The following is a 17,724-nucleotide window of genomic DNA, read 5'->3' on the forward strand; positions in this document are numbered from 1 at the left end:
GAGCTGTTTGCCAATGTCGCCGAGACACAGTCCTTGTCTGATCGCTGGCGCTGGGAGTACAACACTTTGAGGCCCCATTCGGCCCTCCAGGGGCGTACACCCCTGGAGGCAGCTCAACCAGCTGCTGAATAACCACCCCTCTCATTCCGAATGGACCAATGAAGGGGGTCACGTCAGAAGCATCGCTGGTACTGAAAGCCCTCAACCTCCTCTGCCAAGACAGTTGGTACCCCTCCATTTAGGTCACAAATGGGGCTTGTGGGCATGACAAATAAACAGCTACAAGTCTCATCAATGCGCCTTAATTCTTGTTGCGCAATAATCAATTAAGAGGTTGACTTTTCGAGGTGCCAAAAAACTCTCAGTACATCATGAAAACGGATAGAGCTTCCCACAAGAAAATCAGCCAACCATGGCCAATGAATGCTCATAAGCATACAACAAAGACTCTACAATATATTTAATAAGGCTAATCTCCACGTGATCTCCCAATGGAACTCCAATCACAGATCTTGCAAGGGTAGTGGTATTTTCAAGGCCACCAGCAATGTGGCAATGAGTAAATGCTGCCTGCCTATGCAACGGCGAGTGCCACCATCGCCTTGCTTCTATACCAAATCTAGTTACCATTATTCCTGAAATAAACTCTATTGTATTATCCTCAACCACTTCTGGCAACTGAATATTAAAAGTGCTAACAGGTAAATCAAGACTATTGCCAAATGGGGCTAAGCAGCTTTTGCTTAGGCACTCTAAATACTCATTGACCTGCGCTCTATAATGTATAGATGATTTCGATAACATAACATCCCTATAGGCAAGGCCTATGGCTGCATGATACTCGCTAAGCTTAGCATTTGTGCCAATATGATTACTCGTACGAGATCCAGCAAAACCGAAATTAGAAGCAGACCTTATGTAAGCGATCAACTTCTCCTGCGCACACAGAATAAAACCACCTTCACCGGTCGGGAAATACTTTGTGGCATGAGTAGATACAATCGTAGGAATTCTACTTAGCCTGGCAGAGGAGAAACCAGCGGCACAATCGATAACAACAGGTATGCCGGTTTCGCCGGAAAAATCTTCCCATTCTTTTGACTCATAAGATCTCCCAAACGGAATGACAGGAAGAATTAAGTCAGCTCCTTTAATTATGTTGTTTTGAATTAATTCTCTTACATACAGAGGTTCTAGTAGGCCATCCTTTGAGGTGTCTACAAAAACAACCCTGCAACCAATGAATAAAGCACTGTGAGCAGTAGCAGCAAAAGTCCACGATGGCATTACCACAAAAAAGTCTTTCTTTGTGGGGGCCTTTAGCTGATAATATTTTATACATAGTGACAGCGCAAGAGTTGCACTTGAAGCAAGAGCTACCTGTGAGCTGAGGGCATGATATCGTGAAGCAATATATTTCTGAAGTTCTTGATGGAGAACCCCGAAATTGGTATACTGACTTGACGCGTCTAGCTTGCCAAGATAGCCAATTAGCTCACTAGAGGTTGGTAGACGCCTCTTCATTAGTGGTATCATGACTAAACAGCACAATCTTGGCAGTATAGCACTTGCTCCTTACTGGCTAACCGCTCATCCAGTACACTTATACAAATCTGATCATTCTTGGTGGTTTGAGCCAATAGGCCATTATGACACGATTATTTTTGCTGGACCATTTATAGAGAATGGCTCCCATAGGAGCATTACTCAAAACATTATTACTGCAAAAACACATGGACTTTCCTGGTCAATTCTAGATATTCAGCTTTATCTAAGCAATAACTGGGGTATCAATCTTCGTGACATCTCTATGCTTTGGCACGTAATTGAAGCTAGTGCCACATGCCGCGTAAGAGATCTACCAGAATTGGCATGTCCACTTATTGCCGTGATAGCTGATACGCATCACCTGGCAGCTCCCATTTCCTCCCTATTAATGTATTTACGATGTTCGCAATATACCCACTTAACTTGCACACATAATCAGCATACTCCGTTTTTCGCCGCTGCGATCGATATTCCAACTTTCAGCTTTCCTTACACATACCTTAACGCAAAAAAATGTCAAAGAGAATTAATTCGCAAGAAAGACCTGATCTATTATGGCAATCTTGTCTCCAGTCATCACGTCTTTCGTACTAAATTTATAAATAAAATCTTATCATGCTCATCACTTAGACTTGGCGGCAGATTATCTTTCCATAGATGGCTTGATGCTCTCGCGCAGGGAGGTCAGTGTGTATTTACATGTAGTTTAAATGGTTCCTTTTCATTTCAGACGCTTATGCCTTTACTACATCGAAATGCTATTATTACAGACCCAATCTGTTCAGCAAATTGGCTCGGCAAGTTGCTCCCATATTTGCCCGACTGCCATGTATTCCATGACCTTGAAGAATGTCTAAATATAGTCCAATACATAGAAACTGAAGACTCTGATGGCTGCACAAGTAAAATCGAAGCTTTGACTTCTGAGCTTCTCAAGCCTTTCCTTTCAAATCAGAAAATCCTGAGAAACGCCTTTTGTCCCGGTAAATTTTATCCAGAGGTTTTGCCAGATGCCTCTACTGACAGCGAAAAATGGTTGCTATCTATACTTACGACTGCGCGAAGAAAGTTCGGCTTAGTCGAAGTCGAAAGGATGATTAAGTTATACGAAATAATTCAGGAGCAGCATCGTATCCATTGGCGAATAGGAATTACCTCTATTACGGAAATGAGCAAAAAATCATTAATTTACGATGCTTTTCTTATGCAAATGCCTACGATGCTTCCAAGGCTTAAGTACCCTGATCCTCAAGGCATTCATGTGCAAGACCTTGAAGTAGCTATAACGAGTTAACCCTATAGAGGATTGCAATCAGACTTCTCTCTTTTTTTTGTCTTGCTCGGATTCCCGATCGCAAGAAGTTTGCTGCCCACATCTCTTATAACTACTGCTCCAGCTCCTATAATAGAATTGCCGCCTATCGACAAAGACTGAATAACTGTCGCGTTGGCGCCTACGAAAGACGAATTCCCAACATTCACTGACCCGCAGATTACAGCTCCAGGGCCAATTGTGCAGAACTCTTCAATGTTACAGTCATGTTCTATAATTGCACCGGAACCGATCAATGCAAATTTCCCAATATGCGCATGACTACCTATGATTGCACGGGGGAGGGCGATTACTCCACTATTTTTCTTTATTTTTGAGCTCTTTGCTATATAACAAGTGCTGCTAATAATATTCAAAGGAGTTGCGCATGCGCTAATTTTAGCAAAGAAATTAGCTTCAATCTCTCGCTGCGAAGGGTTTCCAATTGCCACCGCATACGCGAATTGAGATGGCATACTAAATATTCGCTGAAAAGGCACTAGTGAAGATTCCGATGCGTGCCTACAATAAGAAAATGCTTTATATCCAATTCCCCCTGAGTCTTCCATTATTAGTTCTGCTACCTGAAAGGCGAGGCGACCACTGCCAACAAGCACAAATGGGTACTTCATACAGCTCTACAGATTTTTGTCCATAAAGATTGATTGCGCCGAGTAGTTTTGTTTTTTTAATTTAAGGAAATCAACCACATAATTGCACATTCTACATTTCATATTACATGCCGGTCTACGCCCAGCACGCCCTGGTGCTCAACGTGCCCCTCAACCACGACCTCAACCATCGCTTCTTTGAGGTGATGGCCGCCGGCGTACCCCAGGTGGTATTCGGCGATCCAGCCCTAGTGGGCGAACACCGCCACCTGGCCGAACGGCCCGATGTGTTTTGGGCATCTACCCTCGAAGAGCTAGAAGCCCTGGTGCTGGGGTTATTGGCTGACCCCGATCGGCTCCGCGCAATTCCAGTGGCGCCACCGCCCTATTGGCAGCTCAAGGATTTGCTGTAGACGCAGTCGGCCGGAGGCCATAGGCGGCATTTGCACCTTGAGGATGTGTCGGGTGCGATTTAGCCGTAGGGCGGGGTGCGCGCGGAGTGCGGCGCGGCGCGGGAAGGGAGTGTTTTTTGGATCGTTCGACCTGGAGGCTTTTTGGGCGCGCCTAGACGCTACATATGGTGTTTCGTAACTCCTGCTCTTGGAGGGTTGCGAAAACTGACGGGCCAGGCAGCTGCAGGTACTGATGTACTATTACTGGAGTTGCATCTGATTTGGCGCGGTGACCGATCCAGCCGTTGAGTCTGCGCCAGAATCTGGGCAGTCCAAAGGCCCATTCATTTGTCTGGATACCCAGGGTTGGCTCCAGTCGATTGGTGGTTTTGTAGTTGCCCTGATTGCTGTTTTCACCTCCTATGACCACCTCAACCTCCCAGGACCAAACGGCCCCTCTAGCTCCCATAGCTTCCCCATCAACCAGCAATGGGGCTTCTGGCTCATCCTTGCCTCGCTGGCGGTTGTTTTTGTCGATGCTCAATTGGCGACGCGATCCAGACGTCGAGAGGAGGATCGCCGATGCCAAGAGACGCTCGCTAGAAGCAGAGAAGCGAACGAAGCTGCTCGACGAGAAACTGCGCAACTTCGACGCGCTCGAGTTGAGGCAGAAGCACAGCGAGCCCAGCTTGCCTATCTCCTCGAACCATCCGCAGCCCATCGAGAGCAGCTCGAGCAAGTCCTAAGCAAACTCAACAGCCCAGAAGTGCGGGCCCTCTTTGATGATGAGTAGCTCGAAAGGGCTGTGGTGATTAGGCCATGGGGCTCTGCTAACAGCAGCGTTTGCGCCATTAGGATGGCTTTGAAGGATCTTTTGTTCCAAACTGGAGAGATGCCTCTCGATGCCGATGAGCACTGCGACAGCCCAACGCCTCACTGCGATTTTGCATCGCGAAGCTGAGGTCTACGTGGCCGAATGCCCAGAGGTCGGCACCGTGAGCCAGGGTGACACTGTGGAAGAAGCCCTGTCCAACCTGAGGGAGGCCACCGAGCTCTACTTGGAGTCATGTCCACAGCCTGCTCCGGTGCCCAGGCTGCTGACCACTTTTGAGGTGAGCATTGCCTAAGCTCCCGCGCCTCCCAGCGGTAACTGTTGTGGCCGCTTTGAAGCGCCTGGGATTTGAGCAAGTTCGCCAAAAAGGCAGCCATGTGGTGCTTCGCAAAACCACTTGCAACGCCGATGGAACGCCAGCTGCCGTGATTTGTGTGGTTCCCCTTCACCACAGGGATCTGGCTGTCGGCACCCTGGCCAGCATCCTGCGGCAGGCCGCAGTGGATAGCGAGACGTTCATCCAGGCCATGTGAGTCTCCATCTGCAGTCCCGGCTCGGCAGAACCATCTGGGCTGATGGCAGATCTTTTTTGGCAATTCAAATCGACTGCAGCACGGCGAGCTACGCGCGAAGGCGAGTTTTGCGGCGCGAAGGCCGGATGTACGACGAGAGCGGAAAGTGTGTGTTTTGGAACGTTCTCTCTGGTGCCTTTTTGGGCGCGCCAAGCGCTACATATGGTGTTTCGTAATTGCTTTACTTGTAGGATGCAAAGGCTAATCCGGGCTGTTAAGTTGCTCCAGGCACATTTTTGTGAGCCAGGAAAGCTAAAGATGGGTCGAATTTTAATACAGGAAATTTCAGCCAATTCTTATCCCTTCATCGCTTCTGCATAGGCTGCACTTATTTCAAGTACGTCCGACGCCGCCTCTGCTGCCCGCTCTAGGTCGCCGGCCTGCTCACCCTGTTCAGAGCTATTTGCCGCCTGCTGTAAGGCAAGGCTCCACCAAAAGTGTGAATTTTGCCCAGCATTAATAGGCCCCTTGTCATCACCAGGCCAGTGCCTTTGGCTCAATTCTCCAAACAGCTGCGCCAGCTCTACGGCGACCGCCGTTTCCTGGTTCCGTTGCCATAGCACCACCAGCGCTTCCGCCGCCCGCAGCCTCCAACCAATTGCCTGTTGCGCGAACCTTTGAGTTTCCCCGTCCCCTTCCGTTTGCCCAGCCACCAGCAGTTCCAGTTGATCCGCCACCATCAGGGATTGTTGGGCCTCCAGGCGCGCCTCACCGGTGCCCTCGGCTTGTTCTGCCAAGCGTTGGCGCAGCTGAATAAGCCGCAGTTGCCAGGCCCTGCGATTGATCTCAGCCTCTTGCCACAACCCCTGTTCCCTTAGTTGGTCAACCGGGATCAGAATTTCCAGAGGCAGCCCCTGCCATTCGCCCTTGATTACCGCACTCGCATCCACATTGCGCTGCCAATGCGTCGTCTCATCACTGCCGCTGAAGAGGGCCACCCGTGGCTGCTGCCCCTCCATAAACAGCTTCACATGGGTAACAGGGCCGTTTTGCGCCAACTCCCAACTCCTTTACTACCAATTGCAACAAGATCTTACGTACTCAGAACCGATTGGCCAGCTCCATCAGTAACTGTTCCAGCACTTGCAAACAATGCTCCTGCCTGAATTCCCGCTGCAACTGCTGGCGGCCAGCTGCTCCCCAGCTCTGCAATTGGCTCCGATCCTCCAACAGCTGTGCCATCGCCTCCCCCAACCCTGACGGTGAGCCTTGAAATAGTGCTCCATTGACCCCCGGCTGGATTAGCTCTTTCACCATCGGGTTGGCTTGGGCCAGCACGGGCGTGCCGCAGGCCAGGATTTCCGTGAGGCTCCAGCTCAGTACGAATGCTTCAGACAGGTAAACATGCAGATCGGATCGCCGATACAGCTTGATCAATTCTTCGTGGGGCATTCGCCCAAACCAATGGATGCGAGTGTGATCCAGTTGCTGATCGAGTTCCTCCAGCAGCACATGCTTCCAATTTTGTCCATTGGCCGGAGCGGATGAATAGCTCACTTCATGCCCCCCCACAATCACCACCTGCACCTCCCTACTGAGGGCCTGGAGCTTGGGCAGAGCCCGCATGAATTGTGGAAAACCGCGCATCGGTTCCAGATTGCGGCTGATGAAGCTCACCACCGGCAGGCCTGGCCCAAGCGTGATGTCTGGTCCCACGCTCAGGCTTGCTAGCCGCGGCAATGTAAACATCGCCTCCGGCACCCCCTCATGGATTAATTGCATTTTTCCCTGCCAGCGAGCCGGGAAGCTTGCTGCCTGGTACCTGGTGGGCGTTATCACTGCATCTGCTTCCGCCAGAGCTGCATCAAGCAGGCTGTTTTTGCAGCGTAGATAATGCTTCTGCTCCAGGCCCATCGCCCCCGGGGCCACCCCCATGTGCTCCGGTTGCAGCCACAGTTCAGGCCAAAGCACCTGCGGCGTGGTCGGAAACACATCCCGCAGCAAGAGGCTTTCGCCCCAGCCTGGGTGGGCCAGGATCACATCCGGTGCCCAACCGCGTTGGCGGAGTATCTCCGCTTGGCGGGCTGCCAATTCACTTCGGCGGATCCATTCATCCACCTCCATCGTGAGCTGATGGATGCCGCTGCGCTCCGGCTTGGGCAGTTCGTAGCGCAGGATTTCGATGTCAGGATGGCTGATGCGCTCGCTGCTGCTGATCGCCTTGAGCTCATGGCCCCGCTCCACAAGGGCCGGGGCCAGATCACGAAATTGGCCTGGAAAGTTTTGATGTACGCAGAGCAGCCTCATGCAGCCCTCAGCGCGGATAGGGGCAACGCAGGGCCAAGGCAGGAGGCGGCAGCATCAATGGCCAGGGATCTAGCTGATTGCCCTGCTCCGGTTCCGGAAATTGTTTCGCCAGCCAAACCTGCCACCAACTGCGGAAGCTTTGGCTGAGTGTCGCTGCCAGTCCCTGGTGATCAAGTAGCTCGCTCTGGGCCGTGGTCCCGCGCAGCTGGGCCCGTAGCTGGGCCAACTGCTCAGGCTTGCTGAGCAGCTCCTGGCAGAGCTCCACCAGTTGCTCCTTGCTGTGGCAAATCCACTCGGCTCTGCCCGCCGCTGTTAGCACAGCCGCCGCTTGGCGGCTCACCATCGACTGGCCGGCCACCGTCAGCACCGGCACCCCCATCCACAGTGCATCGGCGCTGGTGGTGCAGCCGGTATATGGAAAAGTGTCTAGGGCCAGATCCATTTCCCGATAACGATCCAAATGCACTGCCACCGAAGGGCTGTGCCCCTCCAGGTGGAGCCGTTCCGCCGCCAGCCCCAGCCCTCCAAACAGTTCCCTCACTCGCTCGGCTTCCACCGGTTCCCCCAGGTTTTTGGATTTCAAAAACAGGTGTGCCTCTGGAATCGCCTCCAACACCGCCATCCAGCGCTCCGCAGTGGTGGCAGTGATCTTGCGGCTCTGGTTGAAGCTGCCAAGCATCGGGTGCCCCCTTTTAAGCAGAGGCAAGGGAGCCACCGCCGGGGCCTCAGGTAAGGGCCTGTAGGTCAAGTAGGCCCGCGGCAGCCGCCAGTGCTCTTCTGTGGCCGGGTCGTCCTGTTCCCGGCCCGGCGGGTGGAGGGTGTTGTCGGTAATCCAGTAGTCCACCTGTGCCAGACCGGTGGTGCCGTAGTAACCCAGGTAGGTGGCTTGAATAGGGGCAGGTTTTTGGGCCACTAGCTGCAGCCGATTGCCGGCGGTGTGACCTGCCAGATCCACCAAGATGTCGATCTCATCTCTCAGGATCTGCAGGCAGGCCTGTTCGTCGTTGAGGCCATGCAAATCCCGCCAGCGATCCGCCTTGCCTTGCAATCGGCGGGTGTAGTCATCTCGCACGTTGCCGCAGGCATAGAGGCTGATTTCCAGTTCATTTCTGTCCCACTGCTCCAGCAGTGGTTCGATGAAGTAACTCACGGCATGGCGGCAAAAATCCGGCGACAGCAGCCCAACCCGCAGCCGGCGCTTTGGATCCGGATGGGGAATCCGGTCGCGCCAGCGCTCAAACGGTGCATTGGCAAACCTTTCGCCGAAGCGTTTCGCAGCTGCGAACCGTTGCTCTGGAGGCTCCAACTCGTAGCCCACCAAGGTGAACAGCACGTTGGACTGGGCGGCTGGGTTGTCCCCGAGTTTTTCTGCCCCCTTGCGAAGCCAGCTAAGTGCCTCCGGGTATCGGGCCACATCCTTGAGCACCGAACCCAAATTATTCATTGCGGCGCCAAACTCCGGATCTACCGCCAAGGCCCGCTCGAAACAACTCCGCGCCTGGTGGCTGCGTCCCAGATCCCGCAGCAGCAGGCCATAGGTGTTCAGGCAAATTACGTAGTTGGCATCGATCTGCAGGGCCTTCTCAAACAACTGGCAGGCCTCCTCCCACCGCCCTTGCCCCTTTGCTGTTACCCCCAGGGCATAGACCAGATTGCTGTGATTGGGGTGATGCTCAAGCTGTTGGCGTAGTAGCTCCTCCGCCTGGCCATGCTGCTGCTGCTCACAGAGCACCTGCGCTGTGTTGAGCACCATCAGCAATTGCTGATCCCCCTTCGCCATCGCCAGGGCCCGTTTCCAGTGCAGCAGTGCCTGATCGCCATTGCCGAGGTGGTGGTAGGCGTTTCCCACCTCCAGCAGCAGATCCGCAGCCTGGCCATTGGGCTCCGCCGGCAAACCATCAAGGAGTGGCGTCATTCCCTGGATAAGTGGCCAGTAATCGCCCGATCTGTTCAGGGTGATTGCCAGCCCTAACCGCGGGCCCAGCAGTTCGGGTGCCAGTTGAATCGCCCGTTCAAAAGCCCTTTGCGATTCGTCGAGTCGGCCTAGATCCCTCAGCACATTTCCCAAATTGCCCCACAGGCTCTGGTCGTTGGGCCGGCGCTTTAACGCCTGCTCGCTGCACTTCAGCCCCTCTGCGCTTCGCCCCTGCTGGCGCAGCATTGCCCCCAGGTTGCGCCAGGCGTCCACCAGTTCAGCGTCCTGCTCCAGGGCCTGGCCGTAGAGCCCTTCGGCTCCTTTCAAATCACCCCGCTGGTGCAGCTCGCAGGCCTTGGCAAAAAGCTCGGCTCCAGCCCCGCCCGTATGCCCACCCTTCGACTGCTTGTCTCCCCCTAACTGCTGTTTCGCCGCACCACCTGAATGCCCCGGGCCGCTGCCCTTCTTGCGTGCCGTGCGTTTACCCAAACCCGTTTATCCAATCCTGGATCCATGCTCTCATGGCCCGGATGGCACAATCATCCTTTCGCGCATACTGCTGACCATGGACCCCAAGGCCCAGGCCAGCCGTGCTTTGGAGCTTTTCCACGCCGGCCAGTTCCAGGAGGCGCTGGATCTGGCCATACCGCTCGTGGATTTGCCCGATCTGGTGGCCGAGATGGGCCACCTGCAGGGTGCATGCCTGCATCAGCTCGGCCGCAGCGAAGAGGCGGTGGTCCCCGTCCGCAGAGCGATAGCTGCTGATGCCAACAACGCCAGCTATATCAATACCCTTGGGGTGATCCTGCGCAAGCTCAAGCGCTCCGAACAGGCCGTGCGCGCCTATCAACGCGTAATCGCCCTAGACCCCTCATTTGCTGATGCCTACTACAACTGTGGCAACGCCCTCAGCGAGCTGAAGCGTCTCGAGGCAGCGGCAGAGATGTTTCGTGGCTGCCTAGAGCACAATCCCCGCCACAATTCCGCCCACCACAACCTCGCCAATAGCTACCGCGACCTAAGGCAACTCGATTTGGCGCTGGAGCACTACCGCCTGTCGGATGAGTGTCAGCATCACAACCCCGACATGCACTGCAATTGGGGCTTGGCTTGGCAACTGCAGGAACGCTGGGATAAGGCAATCGATGCCTTTGAAACTGCCATCAACCTGAAGGTTGACCATGCCCCATCCCACATCAATCTGGGGGGCGCCTTGGCGGTTCAGGAGCGCTTTGATGAAGCCTGCGCCGCCTTGAGGCGCGGAGTTGAGCTCGATCAAACCTGCAACGACGCCAAGTTCAATCTCGGCCTCACCCTGTTGACCATCGGCCAATACGAGGAGGGTTGGAAGTTTTACGACACCCGCCTAAGCCTGCCTGACAAGGTTCGCCCACCCCTGGCCACCGCAATCTGGGATGGCAACCTCGACATCGAAGGCCCGCTGCTGGTATGGGCTGAACAGGGCTACGGCGACAACATTCAATTTGCCCGATACCTACCCATCTTGATGGAGTTGGGTTTGCAGGTCACCTGCGCCACCCGTCCCTCCCTGATGGAGCTGTTCCGCCAGTGCCTACAGCCGGCCTGTCCGGCGATCATCGAGCACAAACCCGCTGATCTGCAGGCCTTCACCCACCACGTGCCTCTGCTCACCCTGCCCCGCATCCTCAAAACAAGCCTAGAAACGGTGCCGTTGATGCCGGGCTACCTAAAGGCTCCTACGGCTATTCCGGAGCGGCTGAAGGTGGCCCGCCAGCCCTTTGCCCTGCACATCGGCCTGGTTTGGGCCTCAGGGGTCGACAACAAAGACATGTATGCCGACAAGAGCCTGCCTTTGGAATTGTTACTGCCGATTTTCGATGAATGGCGCAACGACCGCCTGGTATCACTCCACAGTTTGCAGGTAGGGGTTGATGCCCAACAGCTCGATCCATGGCGAGACCAATGGGGCATCACTGATTGGAACGGTCGTCTGGAATCATTCCTCGATACCGCCTGTGTGCTCAGCCAGTTGGATCTGGTGATCACTGTTGACACCGCCGTGGCCCACCTTGCCGGTGGCCTCGATCGGCCCACCTGGCTGATGTTGCAGCACAATGCCGATTTCCGCTGGCTGCGAGGTCGCTCCGATACCCCCTGGTATCCCAGCATGAGCCTGTTCCGACAGTCCAAGCTGGGCGATTGGCCTTCAGCCGTTGCGCAGCTGGCGGATCGCCTCAAGCAGTTGCTGGGCTGATGCAGTTGCCCTTTCCCGATCAGCAGTGCTGGCCCCTATTGCGCCGCAGTGGCCGCGCCCGAGCCGTGCTCGAGGCCTGGCTGGAAGAATGTGTCTGCGCCCAGGTGCCCCTGGAGCCGGAGCGCGAAGCCGAGTTATTGGAGGCATTTCAGGCCGATCCGGCTGCCGAACCCTTGGATCTTCCATTTGCAGCCACTCGCCAGGAGCGTCTGAAGCTTTTTAAGCACTCTGCTTTTCTGCTCCAAGTGGATGAGCACTTCAGCCGTACCAAGACCCAGCGCGACCGTCTGATCTATTCCATGTTGCGATGCCACAGCGCCAGCCGGGTGGCGGAACTGGCCTTGGCGATTCGTGAGGGTGAAATCGATTTCGCCACAGCGGCTATCCGCTGGTCAGAGGGGCCCGAGAGCGCCAGTGGCGGCCGCATTGGACCGATCCATCCTGATGCAGGCCATCCCGAACTGAATACCCGGCTGGCCAACGCCAGCGAAGGCCAGCTAGTCGGCCCATTCCCGGTGGGCGACATGCACGTTTTGCTCCGACTTGACACCCGTATCAGCATTCACCTAGACGAGCAACTGCAAAATCAGTTGATAGAAGAGCTCTATTGCCTTTGGCTAGATCGCCAAATCGGTCGCCTTCTCCTGGATGAGAAGATTGAACCCATCGAGTATTTAGCTGCTTGACGGTACCTCTGTCTTCCCGCCTCCAATTGCTGATCCAGGGCCCCCCCCTTGATCAACTGCCCCCAGCACTGCTTAGCCAGGCCGAAGAACAGGTTCAAGCCTGGCAACTCCCGATGGGTGAATCCCTGGCTGGGGAAGCGACTCCCTTCGGCTTTGTGCTGTTGGTCGTCAGCGGCAGTCTGCGCATCAGCGGCAGAGATGCGGTGGGCCAAGAATTCACCCTGAGGCGCATCCAGCCCGGCCAATGGTGGGGTGGATGGAGTGCCCTTACCGGGGTGGCAGCTTCCAGTTGTCGTACGGCCGAGGAGAGTCGCCTATTGGCGGTGCCAGTGGAGATCTGGCAACAGTGGTGGGCCCAGGGCGAAGCCCTAGGGGCCTGGCAGGTGGCCCATCCCCAAAGTGAGGACGTTTACGCAGCCATGAGGCCCCTCCTGCAGCAGCGGCAGCTCCAGGACAAGAGCCTGGCCGAACTGCTCGATTTCCTGCAGCCCCTGCTGCAAACCCAAGAGCTCCGATCCTCCGCCGAGCTCGACCAGCTGCTGGAGGTCACCCCTGAAACCAGCTGGTTTCTGCCTGCCGCCGAACGCTTCCTGCCCGATGTCAGCCCACCGGGTGCTGAGGGTTTTCGTCCTGAACAATTGCAGCAGGCCCTGCGCCAAAGCCAGTGCGGTCTGAGATTGATAGGTCTGCCGAGCGCTGATTTGCATCAGCTGATGGAGCCCACTTCTTCATCAGTCGCCAAGGAGGATCCCGGGGCTGGTGAAGAAAGCAGCCTCACAAATCTCTTGCTGCCCGCCTGGCAAAATCCCGATGGTGCCCAGCTCCTGGCCCAAGCCCTGGACCAGGAGCAGGCCCGTCCCAGCATTGGAGCTAGGGGCCTGGAGGTGCGGGCCGTTTTGGGTAGCTCTGCCGCTGAGCAGGGCCTGGCCCTGTTGCAAATGGTCTGTGAGGTTCTCAAAGTTCCATTCCGCCGTGATTTGGTGGATCGAATGCTCACGGGCATGGTTGGCGAACGGCCCCACCCCAGTCTCGAGCAGCTTGGCCAAATTGCCGATGCCCTTGGCCTAAATGCAGTGCTGATGCAGCTGCCAACAGCTCACATCGGCCGAGTAACCCTGCCCGCCCTTGTGGAAACCCCCGATGGGGTGCTGCTGCTTGCGGGGGAGCAGAAGGGCCGCCTGCGCTGGATGGATCCCCGTGAGGGTGAGATTTGGCAAGACATCGCCAGCCTGCAGGAGCAGCAACCCCATCTCCGGGCAGTCACCTTTAGCCGCCGTGCTGGCACAGCTACCCGTCGCTTTGACATCAGTTATTTCTTCCCCTATCTGCAGCGCTACCGCAAATCTTTGGTGCTGGTTTTTGTGGCATCACTGTTCATTAATATTTTTGGCCTGGCCCAGCCTTTGCTGATCCAGCAGATTATCGACAAGGTGATTGGTCAGCAGAATTTTAATACTCTATACTTTCTGGGAGTGATGCTTATTGGCACTAGTGTTGTCTCAAATATACTAAATTTAATTCGCACTTTTTTGTTCACGGATACTACCAATCGAATTGATATTGCCACATCTGGCAATATTTTGACCCATCTGTTCCGCCTGCCCCTTGGCTATTTTGATGGCCGTCCGGTTGGCGAGATCTCGACCCGTATTAATGAGCTGGGATCGATAAGAGGGTTTTTGACTGGTACGGCGCTAACATTAGTTCTGGATGTAATTTTTGGCGTTGTTTACCTATTCGTGTGCATTAGCTACAGTGGATTATTGACGGCAGTTGCGCTTGGGGTTGTTCCTCTTTACTTGGCACTGATTTATATTATATCTCCAGTAATTAAAAGCCAGTTGCGAGTGGCCGCCGAAGCCAATGCCGCAGCCAGTTCCCTAATGGTGGAAGCTCTAACTGGCATGCATACTGTCAAGGCCCAGCACGCTGAAACAACCCTGCGCTGGCGTTGGCAGCAGCGCTATGCGCGCTTTATCTCCAGCAATTTTCGCACCACCATAATTGGCGCTACCGCTGGATCAATCGGTGCATTTTTCAATGAGGTTGGTGGTCTGGCGGTGCTCTGGGTTGGAGCCTACTTAGTTCTTAAGGGCGAGCTCACAATTGGCCAGCTTATTGCATTTAGGATAATCAGTGGCAACGTAGTTGGTCCTATCATCCGCTTAGCCGGCACATGGCAGACAATCCAGGGTCTACAGATTTCCGTAGAGCGACTCGCCGATGTGGTGGATGCTGAGCCAGAGCAGTCACTAGATGCACGACCGATCGCCCTGCCACCAATAACTGGCCGGATTGAGTTTGACCAGGTCAGTTTCCGTTTCAGACCCCATTCTCCATTGGTGGTGAAAAATGTCAGCTTTACCATCGAACCTGGATGTTTTATAGGCATTGTTGGCCAGAGCGGCAGCGGCAAAAGCACTATCATGAAATTGCTTCCGCGGCTATATGCACCATCGGAAGGGGTGATTAGAATCGATGATTACGATATATCAAAAGTAGATCTTGATTCTTTGCGTCAGCAGGTGGGCATAGTTCCACAAGATGCGATTTTGTTTGATGGATCGGTGCGTGAAAATATAGCCTTAAATTCACCAGACGCCACTGATGCAGAGATAATTGAAGCCGCCCAGATTGCCGCTGCCCATGCTTTTATTATGGATCTGCCAAATGGCTATGATTCATCCGTTGGCGAACGAGGCATGGGACTTTCTGGAGGTCAGCGCCAGAGAGTCGCCATTGCAAGGGCGATTTTAGCTAAACCCAAATTGCTCATCCTTGATGAAGCTACAAGCGCACTTGACTATCTCACGGAGCGTACAGTCTGTGAAAATCTTCGTCGCGCTTTGCGGGGAGATACTGTCTTTTTTATCACCCACCGCCTAGGCTCCATTCGCAATTCAAACCTTATCTTGTTGATGGACAATGGTTTGATGCAGGAGGCTGGAACCCACAGTCAGCTACTCCAGAAGCGCGGACTTTATTACGCTCTATACCGTCAGCAAGATGCCTCAATTTCCTGAATCCTCAGAAATTTTATTGAGATTGCGAAAGCGATTTCCTCGCCTTCTGTCCAAGCCAAATTCGGACAAGGTTTTTTATGATTCTCCTGGTCTGCTAGACCAAAGTAACCACTGGGCTGGTCTAGTGATATGGACCATTGCTGCGGGAACTACTGCTGCCCTCCTATGGGCCTTCCTTGGTAAGGTAGATCAAACTGTTTCTGCTTCTGGAACCCTTGAGCCTTCCCTAGGCAAGGTGGATGTGCGCAGCACCACTGGCGGGATAGTCAAGCGCCTTTGGGTTAAGGAGGGTCAAGAAGTCTATATGGGTCAGCCCCTTGTGGAGATTGAAAATCTTGGTCTACGGGCTCGCCTGCAGACCGCTGGCAGGCAGCTTGATTTACTTCGTTATGAAAACCTACTACTCAATTTGCTAATTGATCGTAGCGGTAGTTTGCCATCCCAATTGCCACCCCCTCCATCATCTTTAGCGCAGGAAGATAGAATTCGCTCCATTCAACTTTCTGTGCAAGAAAAAGCTGCCCAAATGCGTCAGTTGCGTTTCCGATTGCAGTCCGTTCGTGAAACTTTGCGGTTAAAGCAGGAAATTTCCAAGTCGCTTTCACCCCTATTTAAGAATGGAGGTATGGCTAAATACGACTACCTTCGTTCCCTCGATGAAGTTCAGCAGATGAGCTCGCAAATTAGTCAGACTCGCGAACAGTTAAACATTCTTGTGTCAGAGGCAGCGCGCAACTCCAGTGCCAACGATCGCCAAATTTTGAACCTAGAGGCCGAGCGAACTGGTCTGCAGGAGTCGAGCCGTAATTTGATTTTGCGGTCCACCGGTGCTGGTCGTGTTTTTAATCTCAGCTTTCGTCCCGGTTCGGTGATTGCTTCTGGCACTGAACTTATGCGCATTGTGCCTGAGGGAAGTTTGCGAGCACGTTTGTTCTTGGCAAACACTGATCTGGGCTTCGTGCGCCAGGGTCAAAAGGCAAAACTTACGGTTTCTTCCTTTCCGGCTAGTGAATACGGTTATTTAAATGGTCGTGTTACACGCATCGGAGTGGATGCCCTTGATTCCACCGCCACCACTGATCAACGCCGTGCCGATACTTTTCCCCTACAGGTCACCTTGGAGGACAACCCAAGCAAGGCAGGATTAATTGGTAAGCTGCGCCCTGGCATGCAGGTTGTGGCCCTAATTTCCATTCGGCAGCGGCCTGTAATAACTCTTCTCACTGATACTTTTACTAAGGGTACAGAGAGTCTTCAGAATAGTCGCTAATTGTATCCTAATTACAGCCAGCAAATTCTAATTATTGGTAAGTAGTTCTCTCTCTTCTAAAGCTTGAAGAAGCTTCTGCATGCAGCTTTGCCAGGTGTAACCGCCCATTTTTTTGGCACTTGATTTACCCCTGTCTGACCATTTTTCTCTTTGTGCATGCAGCTCTAGTAGCACCGTAAATATTTCCTCTGGATCAGTTTCGCCCCAGATTCCTCCTGCATCACCTCCATAGGTCTTTGTGATTAGATCTGGCACTTTACCCACCCCGCTGCCGCCTACCGGCAGTGCGTGATCCAGTTCCATTTCTAGTAGATCTAGGTGGCCAGTGTTTGCCGATAAAATTGTGGGAATTCCACACGCCAAGGTTTCCATTGCCATTAGATTTGTACCTCCTTCGCATCTGCTGGCAAAAACGGCCGCATCGGCCTGTTTCATCAAGCCGGGTAGCTGTGCATTTGCCGTGATCGAGGGAATCATTAGATTGCGGGCCGGAATTCCCTGGTCAAGTAGCCAGTGAAAAATAGCGTGGGGATCACCATTCTTTGGGCTGCCCTGAACAGCTTCGCAGAGGCTGATGGTGTCAATGCCCACATTCCCGATATTGGCCCAGCATCCAATTAAAATGGCATCTGGAATGGTTTTAAGCAGCCTGCGGAATGCTTCAATCACTAGATCTTGACCTTTACGTGCCTCAAGCTTTCCACCTGCAAAGATCACAAAGGGCCTATTGATTAACCTCGGAGTAGCAACCGGGTGGAAATTACAGGGATCTATACCTTGGTGAATCATTATGCTACGGCTGAAGCCGCTTTTTTCCAGCATTCTTTGATTCCAGTTGGATCCCGTGATCACCAAATCAAACCGATCTAGGCCATCTAGAAAATTCTGATCGAGGGCGGTCCGTTCTACGAAGGCCACTCCCACTTTTCTTTTACCACATAGGCGCTGAGGAGGTACAAGGTTTCCAATTGGCTCCAGCACTAGTTCGCAGTTTGTTTCAACAAGGTTGCTGGGATTTGTAATGAGGTATTCAATCAGTTTTGCACTAAATGCCTCAATCTCATCTAGTCGGTTTAGCCA

The 17,724-nt window shown here is 53.6% G+C and carries 16 protein-coding genes and 1 pseudogene; 10 read left to right on the forward strand and 7 right to left on the reverse strand.

Annotation, left to right across the window (positions count from 1 at the left end; genetic code table 11):
• Positions 1–3: 3 nt before the first annotated feature.
• Complete coding sequence (locus KBY58_RS12995) at positions 4–132, forward strand: integrase core domain-containing protein (RefSeq protein WP_409995728.1); 129 nt, start codon at positions 4–6, stop codon at positions 130–132.
• A 270-nt stretch (positions 133–402) separates the two neighbouring features.
• On the opposite strand, the gene KBY58_RS06785 is transcribed toward KBY58_RS12995, so the two are convergent.
• Complete coding sequence (locus KBY58_RS06785; protein WP_255003563.1) at positions 403–1,524, reverse strand: DegT/DnrJ/EryC1/StrS family aminotransferase; 1,122 nt, start codon at positions 1,522–1,524, stop codon at positions 403–405.
• 10 nt (positions 1,525–1,534) lie between these two features.
• Here KBY58_RS06785 and KBY58_RS06790 point away from each other — a divergent pair, with 10 nt between their 5' ends.
• Positions 1,535–2,842, forward strand: a complete 1,308-nt coding sequence (locus KBY58_RS06790) for a hypothetical protein (RefSeq protein WP_255003564.1) — start codon at positions 1,535–1,537, stop codon at positions 2,840–2,842.
• A 2-nt stretch (positions 2,843–2,844) separates the two neighbouring features.
• Here KBY58_RS06790 and KBY58_RS06795 read toward each other — a convergent pair whose 3' ends face one another.
• Positions 2,845–3,492 (reverse strand): acetyltransferase, encoded by a 648-nt coding sequence (locus tag KBY58_RS06795; protein ID WP_255003565.1) that lies wholly within the window; start codon positions 3,490–3,492, stop codon positions 2,845–2,847.
• Between the two features lie 107 nt (positions 3,493–3,599).
• Here KBY58_RS06795 and KBY58_RS06800 point away from each other — a divergent pair, with 107 nt between their 5' ends.
• Positions 3,600–3,884 (forward strand): glycosyltransferase, encoded by a 285-nt coding sequence (locus KBY58_RS06800; protein WP_255003566.1) that lies wholly within the window; start codon positions 3,600–3,602, stop codon positions 3,882–3,884.
• 151 nt (positions 3,885–4,035) lie between these two features.
• On the opposite strand, the gene KBY58_RS06805 is transcribed toward KBY58_RS06800, so the two are convergent.
• A complete protein-coding gene (locus tag KBY58_RS06805) occupies positions 4,036–4,602 on the reverse strand; it encodes a hypothetical protein (RefSeq protein ID WP_255003567.1) in 567 nt (188 codons plus the stop codon).
• Between the two features lie 169 nt (positions 4,603–4,771).
• Here KBY58_RS06805 and KBY58_RS06810 point away from each other — a divergent pair, with 169 nt between their 5' ends.
• Both KBY58_RS06810 and KBY58_RS06815 read left to right on the forward strand, forming a co-directional pair.
• Positions 4,772–4,990, forward strand: coding sequence for a type II toxin-antitoxin system HicB family antitoxin (locus KBY58_RS06810; RefSeq protein WP_255003568.1), 219 nt, complete (start codon positions 4,772–4,774; stop codon positions 4,988–4,990).
• A gap of 28 nt (positions 4,991–5,018) precedes the next feature.
• Complete coding sequence (locus KBY58_RS06815) at positions 5,019–5,228, forward strand: type II toxin-antitoxin system HicA family toxin (RefSeq protein WP_255003569.1); 210 nt, start codon at positions 5,019–5,021, stop codon at positions 5,226–5,228.
• 335 nt (positions 5,229–5,563) lie between these two features.
• Here KBY58_RS06815 and KBY58_RS06820 read toward each other — a convergent pair whose 3' ends face one another.
• Genes KBY58_RS06820 through KBY58_RS06830 form a run of 3 tightly spaced genes read right to left on the reverse strand, consistent with a single transcriptional unit; the run spans position 5,564 to position 9,918 of the window.
• Complete coding sequence (locus KBY58_RS06820; protein ID WP_255003570.1) at positions 5,564–6,265, reverse strand: hypothetical protein; 702 nt, start codon at positions 6,263–6,265, stop codon at positions 5,564–5,566.
• Positions 6,266–6,308: 43 nt separating this feature from the next.
• Positions 6,309–7,514, reverse strand: coding sequence for a glycosyltransferase (locus KBY58_RS06825; RefSeq protein ID WP_255003571.1), 1,206 nt, complete (start codon positions 7,512–7,514; stop codon positions 6,309–6,311).
• A 7-nt stretch (positions 7,515–7,521) separates the two neighbouring features.
• Positions 7,522–9,918: a tetratricopeptide repeat protein gene (locus KBY58_RS06830; RefSeq protein WP_255003572.1), complete on the reverse strand. Its 2,397-nt coding sequence runs from the start codon at positions 9,916–9,918 to the stop codon at positions 7,522–7,524.
• Positions 9,919–9,994: 76 nt separating this feature from the next.
• Between KBY58_RS06830 and KBY58_RS06835 the strand changes: the two genes are divergently transcribed.
• The 5 genes and pseudogenes from KBY58_RS06835 to KBY58_RS06850 all read left to right on the forward strand — a co-directional run bounded on the left by KBY58_RS06835 (position 9,995) and on the right by KBY58_RS06850 (position 16,644).
• Positions 9,995–11,665 carry a tetratricopeptide repeat protein gene (locus tag KBY58_RS06835; RefSeq protein ID WP_255003573.1) on the forward strand — a complete coding sequence of 557 codons (1,671 nt, stop codon included), beginning with the start codon at positions 9,995–9,997 and terminating at the stop codon, positions 11,663–11,665.
• On the forward strand, positions 11,665–12,351 hold the full coding sequence (locus KBY58_RS06840) for a peptidylprolyl isomerase (RefSeq protein ID WP_255003575.1): 687 nt from the start codon (positions 11,665–11,667) through the stop codon (positions 12,349–12,351). The genes KBY58_RS06835 and KBY58_RS06840 overlap by 1 nt, the downstream gene beginning before the upstream one ends.
• Positions 12,352–12,464: 113 nt before the next feature.
• Positions 12,465–12,686, forward strand: a pseudogene (locus KBY58_RS13000) (cyclic nucleotide-binding domain-containing protein); the annotation flags it as partial.
• A 48-nt stretch (positions 12,687–12,734) separates the two neighbouring features.
• Complete coding sequence (locus KBY58_RS06845; RefSeq protein WP_255003577.1) at positions 12,735–15,374, forward strand: peptidase domain-containing ABC transporter; 2,640 nt, start codon at positions 12,735–12,737, stop codon at positions 15,372–15,374.
• Positions 15,358–16,644, forward strand: coding sequence for an HlyD family efflux transporter periplasmic adaptor subunit (locus KBY58_RS06850; RefSeq protein WP_255003578.1), 1,287 nt, complete (start codon positions 15,358–15,360; stop codon positions 16,642–16,644). The genes KBY58_RS06845 and KBY58_RS06850 overlap by 17 nt, the downstream gene beginning before the upstream one ends.
• 27 nt (positions 16,645–16,671) lie before the next feature.
• Here the strand turns inward: KBY58_RS06850 and KBY58_RS06855 are convergent, their stop codons facing one another.
• Positions 16,672–17,625 carry a glycosyltransferase family 4 protein gene (locus KBY58_RS06855; protein WP_255003580.1) on the reverse strand — a complete coding sequence of 318 codons (954 nt, stop codon included), beginning with the start codon at positions 17,623–17,625 and terminating at the stop codon, positions 16,672–16,674.
• Positions 17,626–17,724: the final 99 nt, after the last annotated feature.

Source organism: Cyanobium sp. HWJ4-Hawea (genome assembly GCF_024345815.1).
In the GTDB taxonomy this organism is placed as follows: Bacteria; Cyanobacteriota; Cyanobacteriia; order PCC-6307; family Cyanobiaceae; genus Cyanobium_A.

Bases quoted from the DNA above. Each gene is read 5' to 3' on its own strand.
- KBY58_RS06800 (WP_255003566.1), top strand. From the start codon at position 3,600: ATGCCGGTCTACGCCCAGCACGCCCTGGTGCTCAACGTGCCCCTCAAC.
- KBY58_RS06810 (WP_255003568.1), top strand. From the start codon at position 4,772: ATGAGCACTGCGACAGCCCAACGCCTCACTGCGATTTTGCATCGCGAA.
- KBY58_RS06835 (WP_255003573.1), top strand. From the start codon at position 9,995: ATGGACCCCAAGGCCCAGGCCAGCCGTGCTTTGGAGCTTTTCCACGCC.
- KBY58_RS06850 (WP_255003578.1), top strand. From the start codon at position 15,358: ATGCCTCAATTTCCTGAATCCTCAGAAATTTTATTGAGATTGCGAAAG.
- KBY58_RS06785 (WP_255003563.1), bottom strand. From the start codon at position 1,524: ATGAAGAGGCGTCTACCAACCTCTAGTGAGCTAATTGGCTATCTTGGC.
- KBY58_RS06825 (WP_255003571.1), bottom strand. From the start codon at position 7,514: ATGAGGCTGCTCTGCGTACATCAAAACTTTCCAGGCCAATTTCGTGAT.
- KBY58_RS06795 (WP_255003565.1), bottom strand. From the start codon at position 3,492: ATGAAGTACCCATTTGTGCTTGTTGGCAGTGGTCGCCTCGCCTTTCAG.
- KBY58_RS06840 (WP_255003575.1), top strand. From the start codon at position 11,665: ATGCAGTTGCCCTTTCCCGATCAGCAGTGCTGGCCCCTATTGCGCCGC.
- KBY58_RS06790 (WP_255003564.1), top strand. From the start codon at position 1,535: ATGACTAAACAGCACAATCTTGGCAGTATAGCACTTGCTCCTTACTGG.